Raw genomic sequence first — 13,724 nt, 5'->3', positions numbered from 1 at the left:
GGCCGGTCCTCATCCTTAGAGGTTAAAGTGAAACGGCGTGCTCTTTCTCGCCAGGCTTGAACTCTACGCGTCCAAGGCTGATACACGCTACCGGACAAACATGTCCGCAGAGCAGGCAGCCAACGCACTTCTCGGTGTTACAGTGCGGCGTACGGGTCTCTTCGTTCCATTCCATTGCCTGGTGGCCGCCGTCGTAGCAGGAAATATAGCAGCGCCCGCAGCCAACACATTTATTTTCAGCAATATGCGGATAAACGATATAGCTGCGATCCAGTTCTTCCGCCGGAACAATGTTGGTGTTCGCCAGGCCTAACATCTCATCGATCGAATCAAAGCCCTGATCGGCCAGGTAGTGCGAAAGGCCGCTGCTCATATCTTCTACGATGCGATAGCCATACTGCATGATGCCGGTTGTGACCTGAAGCGTGGCCGCGCCGAGGAGTAAAAACTCAGCTGCGTCTTCCCAGGTTTCTATCCCGCCGATACCGCTGATCGGGAAATCGCGCAGTTCAGGATGCATGCGCATTTGCTGAATAAAGCGCAGAGCGATCGGTTTCACCGCTTTGCCGGAATAACCGGAAATACTCGATTTGCCGTTGACCACCGGCATCCCGATTTTGCGATTCAGATCGATGTTAGTGATCGATTTCACGGTGTTGATTGCCGCGATACCGTCCGCACCGCCGCGTTTTGCCGCCAGCGCCACGTCGCACATATCACCAATGTTCGGCGTCATTTTTGCCAGCATCGGCAGGGAAGAACCGCGTTTCACCGCGCGGCAATATTTTTCCACCAGTTCCGGGCTTTGACCGACATCGCTACCCATCGCATGAGAGGTCATCTGCGGGCAGGAGAAGTTACACTCGATCATATCGGCACCGGCTTTCTCAACCAGATGCGCCAGATCCTGCCACTGCTGTTCGTTCTCCCCCATGATCGAGGCGATCAGCACTTTATCGGGATAATCTTCTTTCAGCCGACGAATGGCTTCGAGGTTTTCCGCCAGCGGATGCTCAGCAATCTGCTCCATATTTTTGAAGCCGATAAAGCCGGTATCCTCTTTGGTTAAATGATCGAAACGTGGCGAAACTTCATTGGCAATAAAGAAGCCGATGGTTTTGAACACCACACCACCCCAGCCGGTATCATACGCCTTGGCGCACATTTCATAGCAGTTGCCGACCGGTGAAGAAGAGAGGCAGAACGGGTTAGGAAATTTAACGCCGCAAAAGGTAACAGAAAGATCTTTCGTTAACATGAGCACGCTCCCTCTAAATAGTGGTGAATGGACTGTGCGGCTTCCTTCCCGGTTTTCACCGCATAAACCACCGTTTTATCTCCCTGAACAATATCGCCCGCAGCAAATAGCGTCGGGTCAGATGTCTGATAATCTGTTGTTTCCACTGTATTACGCTGCACGTTCAGATGATTAAAGGCGGTAAACTGCGCATGCTGGCCGACGGCGAGAATGATTTTCTCGGCGTGCAGTTTCAGTTCGCCCGGTAAGCTAACGTGCTGGAAGGTGACCGAATGACCGGCAACGCCAATCGGTGTGAACCCGTCAATAATGGAAACACCCAGTGCCTGAGCGCTGGTAAACTCTTTATCGCTTGCCGGGAATTCATCCAGCGTTTCGCGCGCGACGCAGGTGACAGAAGGGCAGCCCAGCATTTTCAGCGTGGTGGCGACATCCATCGCCACGTCGCCGCCGCCGATAATCAATGCACTTTGAGGAATGGCAATTTCACCGTTCGCGCGGCTGGCGCGTTGTAAAAAGTCGACGGCGATTTCAACGTCTTCAGCATCATCAAAGAGTGAGAGGGAAGAACCCTGCGATAAACCAACGGTCAACAGTACCGCGCGGTGGCGAGCTTTCAGCTCTTCCAGCGTCAGGCCTTTACCCACTTCGCTGTTGCATTTGATGGTTACGCCCATATCGGCGATGCGCTGGATTTCGTTATCCAGCACGGCCTGCGGTAAACGGAATTCCGGAATACCGTGGCGCAACCAGCCACCGGCCTGCGCCTCTTTTTCGAAGAGCGTAACGTCATAGCCCAGATTAGTGAGCGTGACGCTCGCCTGTAAGCCCGCCGGGCCTGCCCCGACAATCGCCACTTTACCGAGCGTTTTGCTGCCCGGTTGATAAACCTGCATACCCGTTTGTTGCTCAAAGTCGGTCACAAAGCGTTGCAGGCGGGCGATGTCGATTGGTTTATCGATCCCCGAACGCGAACATTCCGCCTGGCATAATTTCTCCGTTGGGCAAACACGAGCGCATACGGCACCCAGCGCATTATTTTCACGAATGGTTTCGGCTGCGCCTTTAAAATTACGGAAATAGATGGAGCGGATAAATTTACCCGGGTCCGTTTGGGCTGGACATCCCTGGCTGCAAGGCGCATCGTGGCATAACAAACAACGCGAGGCCTCCTTTATCGCCAGCAATGGCGTAAAGGCCGGAATTAGCTCATCCAGATAATCTTGTTGCGACATATAATCTTCCTTAATGATTAGGTAAATTAAAGCGAACGCAAAGAACGTTATAAAAAATGAAAATAACCTGTTAGCAAGGCTATGCCTGGGGATGAGCGTATTCTGTGAGTCTATTCACACATAGGGGAAATAACGTGATGGTTTGCAGGGGATAGCAGTTAATACTAACTTGCAAACAATAACCATTATCAAAATGATAACTGCTTATTGTTTGCAATAATATATTCGCTTTTATTTTTCTGCGGAATTCAACAAGCTTATTAGTCGTTGTGGCGAGGTGGGGATTAGCCCTAATTGCAGGCCGAAGGGCTTGAATACTTTATTGAGTGTTTCAATCGAATTATTTATTTTATTGTTTTCAATATCGGAAATGGTTTTACGTGATACGCCAACAAGCTGGGCATAAGCATCCTGTTTCATTCCCACCAGGTTGATACGCATGCGCTTCAGGGCTTCTCCCTGCGTGATATTCCCCATGAGAAGTTGCAAACTGATTGCATTCATCAGCGCGTTTCTCTCTGCGGTATCGATTTTTTCAATATTCTCCGTTACGCGAGTGCGCAGCAATTTTTCCTCCAGGGGCTGTAGGCTCGGTGCTGCTACACCTGAAGTTGAATAGGGTTGTCGGTTTTGCTCACGTAATCGGGCAATGGTTTTTTTGATATCGCCGTCTCTGTCTTTTTCTGTCATAGCAAACCCCAGCGATGTAATTTATCAGCAATAAATTTGAATCCAATCGATGGCATGGACATGATTTGTTCCGGCACACCGCGTTGTCTGAGTCGATTTTCAAGTCCATAAAGTTGTCTTGCGGTGTGTTGTAGCGCAGCCAGTAAAGTGTCCGGTTCAACAAGATCGGCCAACGCTTGCGCAATAGCGGCAAAATGGTATTCACCGCCGGTTTCCAGCGCGGGAGCCCATTTTGTGCTGCGTGGAATGCCTTCCGGGTCAGCTTTCATTGGGGCAAAATCATAAATCGGGGCGAGTTTTATTTCGCCCTGATAGCGCATAAATGCCGTGTTGCGGCCATGATTATCGCTGTTGCCAAAGATGATATTTAATAAATCGCGTCGAACCCATTCAATGACAAAGTCTGAAACGTCAAAGTGAAAATGTCCTTCGCTGGCCATATGGCTATGGTTAATTTTTTGAATAATCGCGCGCAGCGTTTCTTCGTGATCCAGCTCAGCGCCAGGGCCTTTTTGTAACATGGAATAGACTGATTCCATGGCAAAGCGCCCCATATTGCCTTCTTCGGTGTAGAACGTGTCAAACCTGGGCAGCCATAATGAGGGGTAATTTCTTCCCTCTTCAATCCACATTCCGTCTACGGGAATAGTGGTAAAACCCATATCAGTGAGTTCGTGATAATAATGATATTCTGCACGCAAAATATTACAGTCGACCTCTGTTCTTGCACCACGCGGATATTTAATCAGATAGTGTTTGTCGATATTGGTGATGTCGTCCTGCCATGCATCAATCCATATCTGCCGATCGTTGCGATAGCGCAGCAGAAGCTTCGGCGCTTCGCCACCCGCGCCGGTAGCGCCTCCGGCGGCGGCGCCACGCTGTTGGGCATAATCCAGAAAGTCTGCGGCGCGGTTGATAACGTCATCCAGGGTAAACCAGAGCGTCTCAGCCAGTGGATTGAATTCCGGCAAAGACTCTTTAATCCGCAGATTACCTACCGGGGAAATCGTGCCGTATTTCAGCAGAATAAAATTTTGCTGGCTGGTGGTTAGCTCGCTGATATCGAGACGATTAACCCAATAGCGACGACTGGCGCCGCTGGGGACAATATCATCCAGAAAACGAAGCCAGCCTGGAGCACCATTGTCCTCGAAAAAAAGCGACACAGGATGAGCGAGCGATACGGCATGGTTATCGTCGCACTCAAGATACTCAATGGCATAGTCTGACTGATAGTGTAACTCGGTAGTTCGCCAGTTGTTTTCATCACTGCGGGGGAATGAGATCTGGGCAATGTCGACCCACTCGCGTTGCAAAAACGCCTGTATCGTTAAATTCTCCATGATGACTCCCGAGTGACATAATGAGTGATATTTTACGCATTAATGCCATATTTCGCAATTAATGCGTAAATATTTACTCGTTAACGGGCGGTTTGGAAGGTAATGCGTAACATTCTACACATTACGGCTTCTGCAATTTCAACAATTGCTCTGGCGTGACAGCCGGATACCCCTGCGCATCTTCCGGCACTTCATGCTGTGTCGGAATCGGAATGAGTGGGCCTAAAAAGCGGGGTTCGCGTTTGAAGACATACAGGTCAGCCAGTGCGCCAAACCGCGCGCCAAATTCGCGCAGGCGAACGTTCCACATATCTTTAGGCGATGGCACAGCGTAGCACTGAGCCTGAATGCCCATATGCAGCGCGATAAACAGCGCGCGTTCGCAGTGGAAGCGTTGGGTGATGATAATAAAATCGTTGGTATCGAAGACTTTACGCGTACGGACGATGGAATCAAGCGTACGGAAACCGGCGTAGTCGAGCACGATATCCGCCGGGTCGACGCCGGCGGCAATGAAATCTTTGCGCATGGTCATCGGCTCGTTATAGCTTTGCAGCGCATTATCGCCGCTCAGCAGCAGATAGTTCACCTTGCCGCTGTTATAAGCATTAAGCGCGCCCTGAATGCGATAACGGTAATACTGGTTAATCACGCCTTTGCGGTAATACTTGGCGGTGCCTAATACGACACCCACCTGGCGGTAAGGGAGATCCTGCAGATCGTCGTAGATATACGGCGCGGTTTTCCAGCTCATCCAGCGATCGAGACCTAACACGGTCAACAGCAGCAGGCCGAGCAGGACTAACAGGCTGTAAAACACGCGCTTCAACATAAAAGGCTCAATGATGGTGAAAAGGAGTCTTCAGGCTACTTTACCCGTCGCTTAAGAGCAAGAATCAGCGCGTTAATTGCAGGGAAATTCGCCAGTTGCGGGCTTTCGCCCGCACTGAAAGATTAACCGAGAAGGACGCGGTCGATGTTCTGGCAGCCTAACGCTTTCAGCGTCGCTACCGTCGCATCCCACTGGATGAGCGGTGCATCGGCGCGTTCGGCAAGCATCGCACGGGTAATGGCAGGATAATCATAGCCATGCAGGCTTAACAGATTCAGTGCGCCCTGCAATGGCGGTAGAGTTGGGTTGAAGGCAGCATTTTCAGCGTAGCTCCCGCTAAAAATGGTACCGTCGGCCAGTTCCAGCGCCACACCGGAGGGCGACTTGCTGTATGGAGTATGACTTTTGTTTGCGGCTTTAATGGCAGCCTGAGTTAACGCATCGCCTTGCAGCGGGTAACCGTGGTCCTGCTCATCCATCAGCAGCGTTTTGATGTCGAGATCTTTCGGCCCGAACGCATCCGGCAAATAATCTTTCAGCGTATGGGGCGCACGGCCCGGCAGGTTGATACGCAGCGCCAGCCCGCTGTTCAGTTCATTCATAAACTGACGGCAGTGGCCGCAAGGGGTGTAGTTGACGGTGATCGCAGCGAGAGCTTTTTCACCGCGCAGCCAGGCGTGGCTGATAGCGCTTTGTTCGGCATGGACGGTTTGCTGCATGGTCGCGCCCAAAAATTCCATATTGCCGCCGAAGTACCAGGTTCCGCTTACGCCGCGCGCAATGGCGCCAACGTTGAAGTGGGAAAGGTCGGCGCGCGCGCAGGCGGCAGCCAGCGGCAGAAGCGCGAAAGCCAGCGCGTCTTCGTCCAGTCCTGTCGCATTACGCAGCGATGAGACCTGCCCGGCGCTCAGCATCGCGGAGAAGTGCGCATCAGCCAGCACGGGGGCGATGGCTGTTTGCAGGTCCGCAGGCAGTTGCGAAAAAGCAGATTGAAAACGTGGGTGCATGGCGTTGCCTCGTAACAGTGTAAGGGTAAACAGTGTACGTGCCGATTACGCTTAAATGAGTGATCTAAATCTCATTATTTATGCAACGTATGCAAGCGTTTTGCAAAATGTGTGACCTGTCGCATTTTAGCCGACGACAGAGAGAATTATCGGGAACAGGAACGGGGCCACGAGCGAGGTAATAATCCCGCACAGTACCAGCGCCAGCGAACTGAATGCGCCTTCCTGATAATCCACTTCTGCGCAGCGAGCGGTACCCAGGGCGTGCGACGCTGTTCCCATCGCCAGGCCACGCGCGGCTTTGGTATTAATGCGCATCAGGTTCAGCAGAGTATGGCCAAATACCGCGCCCAGAATCCCGACGAAAATCACGCAGACGGCGCTAATGGCTGGAATACCGCCAATACTGCCGCCGACCGCCATCGCGATCGGTGTCGTGACCGATTTCGGTAAAATAGAGGCGGCAATTTCGGGCGATGCGCCCATCAGCAGCGCCACCGAGGTACCGGTAACCATCGCCACTACGCTGCCGAAAAAGCAGATAGTGATAATTGATTTCCAGCGCGCGCGGATTTGGTGCAGCTGTTCATACAGTGGAAAGGCGAGGGCCACGACGGCGGGTTGCAGCAGATCGTTAAGCACTTTGCTGCCCTGGAAATAGTGATCGTAAGGCGTGCTGGTCAGCAGGAGGATGGGAATAATCACCACCATCGCCACTAACAGCGGATTGAGCAGCGGAAATTTTACCCGTGCAGCCAGCCAGCGCGCGGCAAAAAAGACCACCAGCGTCAGCGGCAACGACCACCAGATATAGTGCATCATTCGTCAGTTCCTTTTTGACCAACTACTTTGCGTTCACCATGGATAATGTGCGAACTCCAGCTCACCACCAGGAAGACGACGAGCGTACTGACCGCGCAGGAGACGACGATAGGGCCGAACTGGGCGCTGAGCAGGTCGTAATATTGCATAACGCCAACGCCGATAGGCACGAACAGCAGCGCCATATAGCGGATGAGAATGTAGCAGCCCGGCAAAACCCACTTCGACGGCAGGATTTGCAGTGCCAGTAAAACGAACATAATCAGCATCCCGATAATACTGCCGGGGATGGTGATCGGTAGCAGCGAGGCGATAAAAATTCCCGCATACAAACAGGCATATATCAGGACGAAAGCACGCAGGTATTGCCAGATAATATTCAGCGATTTGCTCATGTTGGTTACCCTTGATGGAACGCATTCATCATACAATTAAAGCCAGAAATGTGCTACTGATCACATCATGAATTGTGAGCATACCTGACATAGACAAGCGGAACATCAGGCATCTGACTGAAGCGGATGTGATAAATGATAAAGAAAGCGACTCAGGGCCTGCGAGGGCTGATCGTTTTTTCTCCAGAATACGCCGACGCTGCCTTTCTGCTCAATCTTTGGCAACGCCAGAATCGTGAGCTGCCCTTGTTGGGCGTAGCGTTCTGCCAGCCGTAAAGAAAGAATCGAAATCATATCGCTGCTTTGCAGCAGGTTCACGCTGACGTTCATTGAGGCAGATTCAATGGTGTTTTCCGGCAGCATCACGCCATTATCAACAAGGGCGTTATCAATACTCTGGCGGATGGGCGTGCCGGTGGGCCAGACTATCCAGCGCCAGGGTTCCAGATCCTTCCAGCTCAATCGGTCGTAAGCCGCGAGAGGGTGATCGGTGCGGGCAACAAAGCAAACGGGTTCCGTATAGAGCACCTGATAATTCAACGGCAGCTCCAGCGCTCGCCCACCGATACGTCCGACCACCACATCCACCACGCCTGACTGCAAATCATGCAGCAGCGGCGTCATTACCTTTTCTTCGATGTTCAGATGCAGGGAAGGCATCTCTTTGAGTAGCGGAAAGATCGCCTGCGAGACGCAATCGGTCGCTACCGGAGAGCAGCCGATTTTCAGGCTGCCGACCAGGCCGCCCTGTTTGAAACGTTCCATCTCAAACTGCGAACGTTCGAGATCGTTGATTAAGCGTTGCGCGTGCGCAAGCAGTAGTTTTCCCCCTTCAGAAGGGCGCAGGCCTTTGCTGTGACGCTCGAAAAGTGTGATCCCGACCTCTTCCTCGAACTGTGTCAGCCACTTGGAAAGGGCGGGTTGGGTGATGTGCATCTTTTTCGCCACCTGGGTCAGATTGCACTGCTCGCCCAGCGCGACCAGCATTTGCAGGTGATGAAGCTTCAGTTTTTGCGTCCAGTTTGCCATCAGCAATAACCTCCAGGTTATGACTCTGCACGGAAAGCCATTGTACAACTCATTTCAATTACCACAAACTTGCTACATACAAACAACAAATACAACATCTACCCTACACACCTGAGGCATTTACCATGACTCAACGACGTGAACTACAAGCTCTGATTGATGCAGCCCCCATCGGCGCGCTCCAGTGGCGTGTCATTATCTGCTGTTTTCTGGTGGTGATGATGGATGGATTCGACACGGCGGCGATCGGGTTTATTGCCCCCGATATCCGCGCACACTGGCAGTTGACGGCGGCAGAACTGGCCCCGCTATTTGGTGCTGGCTTGCTCGGCCTCACCGCCGGGGCGCTGCTTTGCGGGCCACTTTCCGATCGTTTTGGCCGTAAGCGCGTCATTGAATGGTGCGTGGCGTTTTTCGGCATCCTCAGCCTGCTCTCCGCCTTTTCGCCGGATCTGGAAACGCTGGTTATCCTGCGCTTCTTAACCGGGCTGGGATTAGGCGGCGCAATGCCCAATACCATCACCATGACCTCCGAATATCTGCCAACACGCCGTCGTGGCGCGCTGGTGACCCTGATGTTCTGCGGCTTTACGCTTGGCTCCGCCTTTGGCGGGATCGTCAGCGCACAGCTGGTGGGCATGATCGGCTGGGCGGGCATTCTGGTGCTTGGCGGCGTGCTGCCGATGATCCTGTTTTTCTACTTACTGGTTGCGCTGCCGGAATCTCCTCGCTGGATGGTGCGTCGTCAGCGGCCTCAGGCGCACATCGCGCGGCTGGTCGGCGAGATGACCAACGCGCGCTATGACGACACCACTTTCTGGCTCGATGAGCCGACCTCGGTGCACAAAGGCAGCATTGGCCAGCTTTTCGCCGGACGTCAGCTCGCTATCACGCTGATGCTATGGGTGGTGTTCTTTATGAGCCTGCTGATTATCTATCTGCTCTCAAGCTGGATGCCGACGCTGCTTAACCATCGTGGCATCGACCTGCAACATGCGTCATGGGTGACGGCGGCGTTCCAGATTGGCGGCACGATGGGCGCAATTCTGCTCGGCGTATTAATGGACAAATTCAACCCCTTCCGGGTGCTGGCGGTGAGTTACGCGCTGGGTGCGGTATGCATCGTGATGATTGGCCTGAGCGAAAACGGCCTCTGGCTGATGGCGCTGGCGATTTTCGGCACCGGGATTGGCATCAGCGGTTCGCAGGTTGGCCTGAATGCCTTAACCGCCATGCTTTACCCAACCCAAAGCCGCGCGACAGGCGTGAGCTGGTCTAACGCGGTAGGGCGCTGCGGCGCGATTGTCGGCTCGCTTTCCGGCGGGGTGATGATGGCGATGAACTTCTCTTTCGACACTCTTTTTTACGTGATTGCCGTCCCGGCAGCCATTAGCGCCATCATGTTGACGCTACTCACCCTGGCTGTTCGCCGGACGACAACGGTACCCAACACGCTGCCTGCCGCGGGCGTGGCGAATAAATAAGGAGAATAACAATGAGCCAGATGAATCCGGACGTCAAAAATGAACGCCAACAATACTACCAGCATATTTCCGGGCAGAACCTGACGCCGCTGTGGGAATCGCTGCATCACCTGGTGCCGCAAACACCAAATCCGACCTGCGCGCCTGCCCACTGGAGCTACCAGGAAATTCGCCCGCTGCTGCTGGAAAGCGGTTCCCTGATTGGCGCGAAAGAGGCGATACGCCGCGTGCTGGTGCTGGAAAACCCGGCCCTACGCGGACAGTCTTCCATTACCTCATCGCTGTACGCCGGTTTACAGCTGATTATGCCGGGGGAAGTAGCCCCAAGTCATCGCCACAACCAGTCGGCACTGCGCTTTATTGTGGAAGGCAAAGGCGCGTTTACCGCCGTCGATGGCGAGCGCACCCAGATGCATCCGGGCGATTTTATCCTCACCCCGCAATGGCGCTGGCACGACCACGGTAACCCGGGGGATGAACCGGTTATCTGGCTGGATGGTCTGGACTTGCCGCTGGTGAACTACCTTGGCTGCGGTTTTGCCGAGGATTACCCGGAAGATCAGCAGCCGGTCACCCGTAAAGAGGGGGATTATCTGCCGCGCTACGCTGCCAATATGCTGCCGTTGCGCCATCAAACCGGTAACTCATCACCGATTTTCAACTATCGCTATGACCGCAGCCGAGAAGCGCTGCACGACCTCACTCGGCTGGGTGATGCCGATGAGTGGGATGGTTATAAAATGCGCTATGTCAACCCGGTAACCGGCGGCTACCCAATGCCATCAATGGGCGCATTCCTGCAACTGTTGCCGAAGGGCTTCCGCTCCCGCCAGGCGCGCACCACTGACAGCACGATTTATCACGTGGTGGAAGGCAGTGGCCAGGTCACGGTTGGCGATCAGGTGTTCAGCTTTAAAGAGAAAGATGTCTTTGTCGTGCCAACCTGGCACAGCGTGTCGTTCGATGCGCAGGACGAGACCGTGTTATTCAGTTTCTCGGACCGCCCCGTTCAGGAAGCGCTGGGCCTGTTCCGCGAAGCACGCTACTAATCAGGAGAAGAATAATGAGCAAATATGTTTTTGAACCCCAGGCCCCCGTTGCGATCCCGGTTGTTGGTAGCGAGGAACAGTTCCCGGTCCGCCGCGTCTATTGCGTAGGCCGTAACTACGCCGCCCATGCCCGCGAAATGGGCTTCGATCCGGACCGCGAACCGCCATTCTTCTTCTGCAAACCCGCTGATGCGGTTGTTCCGGTTGCCGCAGGCGAAACGTTGAATCTGGCATATCCGGCGCAGACCGATAACTATCACTATGAAATTGAGCTGGTAGTGGCGATTGGCAAAAAAGGCAGTGATATTCCGCTGGAAAATGCCCATGAATACGTCTGGGGTTATGCGACCGGCCTGGATATGACGCGCCGCGACCGTCAGATGGAGATGCGCCAGATGGGCCGCCCGTGGGAAATCGGTAAAGCGTTCGATAACTCCGCACCCATTTCGCCGCTGCATAAAGCCGCTGACGTTTCCGGCGTCGATAACGCGCCCATCTGGTTACAGGTCAACGGGGAAGATCACCAGCGCAGCGACATTAAACATCTTATCTGGTCAGTGAATGAAACCATCAGCTATCTGTCGGGCTTCTTCGAGCTGCAACCGGGCGACCTGATTTTCACCGGCACGCCGGAAGGCGTTGGGGCAGTAGTGAAGGGCGACACGATTACCGGCAACGTGGATGGTTTAACGCCTATCGCCGTGAAGATTGTTTGAGGTGACGGATGAAGCTGTACAGTTTTTTCAATAGCTCGGCCTCCTATCGGGTGCGCATCGCGATGGCACTCAAGGGAATCGATTATGACACCGTCGGCGTCAATATTCGTATCGGCCAGCAAAACGCGCTGGAGTACCGCAGGCTGAACCCGGTTGGGCTGGTGCCCGCACTGGTGACGGACGATGGCGAATCGCTGGGGCAATCACTGGCGATTATTGACTGGCTGGACCGCCATTTTCCGCAAACCCCGCTGCTGCCGGGTAACGATCCGGCGCGGATGCGGATTCTGGAAATCGTCTATGCCATTTGTTGCGATATCCACCCCATTAACAACATGCGCGTCCTGCGCTACCTGAGCGATGAGCTGAAGGTCAGCGAAGAGGATAAAAAACGCTGGTATGCGCACTGGGTCCAGCAGGGGCTGAGTGCGGTGGAGCAACTGCTGCGCCACAGCCAGTCGGGGCAATTCTGCGTGGGCGAGACGCCGACGCTGGCCGATTGCTGCTTAGTGCCGCAGTGGGCCAATGCGTTACGTATGGGTTGCGATCTTAGCGGGTATCCCCGCTGTAAAGCCGTGTATGAAGCCTGTTCCGCGCTGCCAGCGTTCGTCGCTGCCGCACCCGAGAACCAACAGGACAAAATCCCGGCATAATAAGGAGAGTTATCATGGCAAAAGTGACGAGTGCAATTATTGTCGGTGGCGGGATTGGCGGCGCGGCGACCGCGTTGTCTCTGGCGCGTCAGGGTATCAAAGTGATGCTACTGGAAAGAGCGCATGAAATTGGTGAAATCGGCGCGGGCATTCAGCTTGGTCCGAATGCGTTTTCGGCGCTGGATAGCCTGGGCGTAGGCGACGTTGCCCGCCAGCGCGCGGTGTTTACCGACCATATCACCATGATGGACGCGGTGAACGGCGAAGAAGTGGTGCATATCGAAACCGGGCAGGCGTTCCGCGACCACTTTGGCGGCCCGTATGCGGTTATTCACCGTGTGGATATTCATGCGACGGTGTGGGAAGCGGCGATGGTGCATCCGTGCGTGGAATATCGCACCTCAACGCACGTGGTGGATATCCGCCAGACCGACCATGATGTCACCGTGTTTGATGACAAAGGTAATAGCTGGACGGCAGATATTCTGATTGGCTGCGACGGCGTGAAATCCGTGGTGCGTCAGAGCCTGCTGCAGGATACACCGCGCGTTACCGGACATGTGGTGTATCGAGCAGTGATTGACTGCAACGATATGCCGGACGATCTGCGCATCAACGCCCCGGTGCTGTGGGCAGGCCCGCATTGTCACCTGGTGCATTATCCGCTGCGCGGCGGAAAACAGTACAACCTGGTTGTGACGTTCCACAGCCGCGAAACGGAAGAGTGGGGCGTGAAGGACGGCAGTAAAGAAGAGGTGCTCTCTTACTTTAAAGGTATTCACCCGCGTCCGCGCCAGATGCTCGACAAGCCAACGTCCTGGCGTCGCTGGTCCACCGCCGATCGTGAGCCAGTGGAAAAATGGGGTAACGATCGCATTACGTTAGTGGGCGACGCGGCACACCCGGTAGCACAGTATATGGCGCAAGGGGCGTGCATGGCGCTGGAAGATGCGGTCACTATCGGCAAAGCGCTGGCGCAATGCGACGGCGATGCGGCGGAAGCGTTCGCGCTGTATGAGTCCGTGCGTATTCCACGCACCGCGCGCATTGTCTGGTCGACCCGCGAAATGGGGCGCATTTATCACGCCGCAGGCGTCGAGCGCCACGTGCGAAACCTGTTGTGGAAAGGCAAAACCCAGGCCGAGTTCTATCGCGCGATGGAGTGGCTCTACGGCTGGAAAGAAGATAACTGCCTCGAACCCCGCTAA

At 54.2% G+C, this 13,724-nt stretch carries 14 protein-coding genes; 5 read left to right on the top strand and 9 right to left on the bottom strand.

All coding sequences use genetic code 11. From position 1 onward, the window contains the following. Positions 1-22: 22 nt before the first annotated feature. From preA to AC1MKH_RS16415, 9 genes are all read right to left on the bottom strand, one after another. Positions 23-1,258, bottom strand: a complete 1,236-nt coding sequence (preA, locus tag AC1MKH_RS16455) for an NAD-dependent dihydropyrimidine dehydrogenase subunit PreA (RefSeq protein WP_276219832.1) — start codon at positions 1,256-1,258, stop codon at positions 23-25. Further along, complete coding sequence (locus AC1MKH_RS16450) at positions 1,252-2,493, bottom strand: NAD(P)-dependent oxidoreductase (RefSeq protein WP_276219833.1); 1,242 nt, start codon at positions 2,491-2,493, stop codon at positions 1,252-1,254. Before AC1MKH_RS16450 ends, preA begins: the two co-directional genes overlap by 7 nt. Positions 2,494-2,724: 231 nt before the next feature. Next, positions 2,725-3,183 (bottom strand): helix-turn-helix transcriptional regulator, encoded by a 459-nt coding sequence (locus AC1MKH_RS16445; RefSeq protein ID WP_276219834.1) that lies wholly within the window; start codon positions 3,181-3,183, stop codon positions 2,725-2,727. Next, positions 3,180-4,529 carry a type II toxin-antitoxin system HipA family toxin gene (locus AC1MKH_RS16440; protein WP_276219835.1) on the bottom strand — a complete coding sequence of 450 codons (1,350 nt, stop codon included), beginning with the start codon at positions 4,527-4,529 and terminating at the stop codon, positions 3,180-3,182. The genes AC1MKH_RS16445 and AC1MKH_RS16440 overlap by 4 nt, the downstream gene beginning before the upstream one ends. Before the next feature lie 121 nt (positions 4,530-4,650). After that, complete coding sequence (gene sanA / locus AC1MKH_RS16435; RefSeq protein ID WP_015963741.1) at positions 4,651-5,361, bottom strand: outer membrane permeability protein SanA; 711 nt, start codon at positions 5,359-5,361, stop codon at positions 4,651-4,653. A 122-nt stretch (positions 5,362-5,483) separates the two neighbouring features. Beyond that, positions 5,484-6,368 (bottom strand): cytidine deaminase, encoded by an 885-nt coding sequence (cdd, locus tag AC1MKH_RS16430; protein WP_276219836.1) that lies wholly within the window; start codon positions 6,366-6,368, stop codon positions 5,484-5,486. Between the two features lie 126 nt (positions 6,369-6,494). Then, positions 6,495-7,190 (bottom strand): CidB/LrgB family autolysis modulator, encoded by a 696-nt coding sequence (locus AC1MKH_RS16425; RefSeq protein WP_276219837.1) that lies wholly within the window; start codon positions 7,188-7,190, stop codon positions 6,495-6,497. Continuing rightward, the gene (locus AC1MKH_RS16420) at positions 7,187-7,585 is read right to left on the bottom strand and encodes a CidA/LrgA family protein (RefSeq protein ID WP_149462463.1); all 399 of its coding nucleotides are present in this window, start codon (positions 7,583-7,585) and stop codon (positions 7,187-7,189) included. The genes AC1MKH_RS16425 and AC1MKH_RS16420 overlap by 4 nt, the downstream gene beginning before the upstream one ends. Positions 7,586-7,690: 105 nt before the next feature. Then, on the bottom strand, positions 7,691-8,614 hold the full coding sequence (locus AC1MKH_RS16415) for a LysR substrate-binding domain-containing protein (RefSeq protein WP_015963745.1): 924 nt from the start codon (positions 8,612-8,614) through the stop codon (positions 7,691-7,693). 125 nt (positions 8,615-8,739) lie between these two features. Between AC1MKH_RS16415 and mhbT the strand changes: the two genes are divergently transcribed. Genes mhbT through AC1MKH_RS16390 form a run of 5 tightly spaced genes read left to right on the top strand, consistent with a single transcriptional unit; the run spans position 8,740 to position 13,724 of the window. Further along, positions 8,740-10,098, top strand: coding sequence for a 3-hydroxybenzoate transporter MhbT (mhbT, locus tag AC1MKH_RS16410; protein WP_276219838.1), 1,359 nt, complete (start codon positions 8,740-8,742; stop codon positions 10,096-10,098). A gap of 11 nt (positions 10,099-10,109) precedes the next feature. Continuing rightward, positions 10,110-11,147, top strand: coding sequence for a gentisate 1,2-dioxygenase (gene gtdA, locus AC1MKH_RS16405; protein ID WP_276219839.1), 1,038 nt, complete (start codon positions 10,110-10,112; stop codon positions 11,145-11,147). Positions 11,148-11,161: 14 nt separating this feature from the next. Then, a complete protein-coding gene (locus AC1MKH_RS16400; RefSeq protein ID WP_276219840.1) occupies positions 11,162-11,863 on the top strand; it encodes a fumarylacetoacetate hydrolase family protein in 702 nt (233 codons plus the stop codon). An 8-nt stretch (positions 11,864-11,871) separates the two neighbouring features. Beyond that, positions 11,872-12,516 carry a maleylacetoacetate isomerase gene (maiA, locus tag AC1MKH_RS16395; RefSeq protein WP_276219841.1) on the top strand — a complete coding sequence of 215 codons (645 nt, stop codon included), beginning with the start codon at positions 11,872-11,874 and terminating at the stop codon, positions 12,514-12,516. A gap of 14 nt (positions 12,517-12,530) precedes the next feature. After that, positions 12,531-13,724 carry a 3-hydroxybenzoate 6-monooxygenase gene (locus AC1MKH_RS16390; RefSeq protein WP_276219842.1) on the top strand — a complete coding sequence of 398 codons (1,194 nt, stop codon included), beginning with the start codon at positions 12,531-12,533 and terminating at the stop codon, positions 13,722-13,724.

Source organism: Pseudocitrobacter sp. CD920760, from assembly GCF_057782505.1.
This window is presented reverse-complemented; position numbering and strand designations above follow the sequence as displayed.

Excerpts from the sequence above, each read along its gene's own strand:
- preA (WP_276219832.1), bottom strand. The coding sequence starts at position 1,258 with ATGTTAACGAAAGATCTTTCTGTTACCTTTTGCGGCGTTAAATTTCCT.
- AC1MKH_RS16450 (WP_276219833.1), bottom strand. The coding sequence starts at position 2,493 with ATGTCGCAACAAGATTATCTGGATGAGCTAATTCCGGCCTTTACGCCA.
- AC1MKH_RS16445 (WP_276219834.1), bottom strand. The coding sequence starts at position 3,183 with ATGACAGAAAAAGACAGAGACGGCGATATCAAAAAAACCATTGCCCGA.
- AC1MKH_RS16440 (WP_276219835.1), bottom strand. The coding sequence starts at position 4,529 with ATGGAGAATTTAACGATACAGGCGTTTTTGCAACGCGAGTGGGTCGAC.
- sanA (WP_015963741.1), bottom strand. The coding sequence starts at position 5,361 with ATGTTGAAGCGCGTGTTTTACAGCCTGTTAGTCCTGCTCGGCCTGCTG.
- cdd (WP_276219836.1), bottom strand. The coding sequence starts at position 6,368 with ATGCACCCACGTTTTCAATCTGCTTTTTCGCAACTGCCTGCGGACCTG.
- AC1MKH_RS16425 (WP_276219837.1), bottom strand. The coding sequence starts at position 7,190 with ATGATGCACTATATCTGGTGGTCGTTGCCGCTGACGCTGGTGGTCTTT.
- AC1MKH_RS16420 (WP_149462463.1), bottom strand. The coding sequence starts at position 7,585 with ATGAGCAAATCGCTGAATATTATCTGGCAATACCTGCGTGCTTTCGTC.
- AC1MKH_RS16415 (WP_015963745.1), bottom strand. The coding sequence starts at position 8,614 with ATGGCAAACTGGACGCAAAAACTGAAGCTTCATCACCTGCAAATGCTG.
- mhbT (WP_276219838.1), top strand. The coding sequence starts at position 8,740 with ATGACTCAACGACGTGAACTACAAGCTCTGATTGATGCAGCCCCCATC.
- gtdA (WP_276219839.1), top strand. The coding sequence starts at position 10,110 with ATGAGCCAGATGAATCCGGACGTCAAAAATGAACGCCAACAATACTAC.
- AC1MKH_RS16400 (WP_276219840.1), top strand. The coding sequence starts at position 11,162 with ATGAGCAAATATGTTTTTGAACCCCAGGCCCCCGTTGCGATCCCGGTT.
- maiA (WP_276219841.1), top strand. The coding sequence starts at position 11,872 with ATGAAGCTGTACAGTTTTTTCAATAGCTCGGCCTCCTATCGGGTGCGC.
- AC1MKH_RS16390 (WP_276219842.1), top strand. The coding sequence starts at position 12,531 with ATGGCAAAAGTGACGAGTGCAATTATTGTCGGTGGCGGGATTGGCGGC.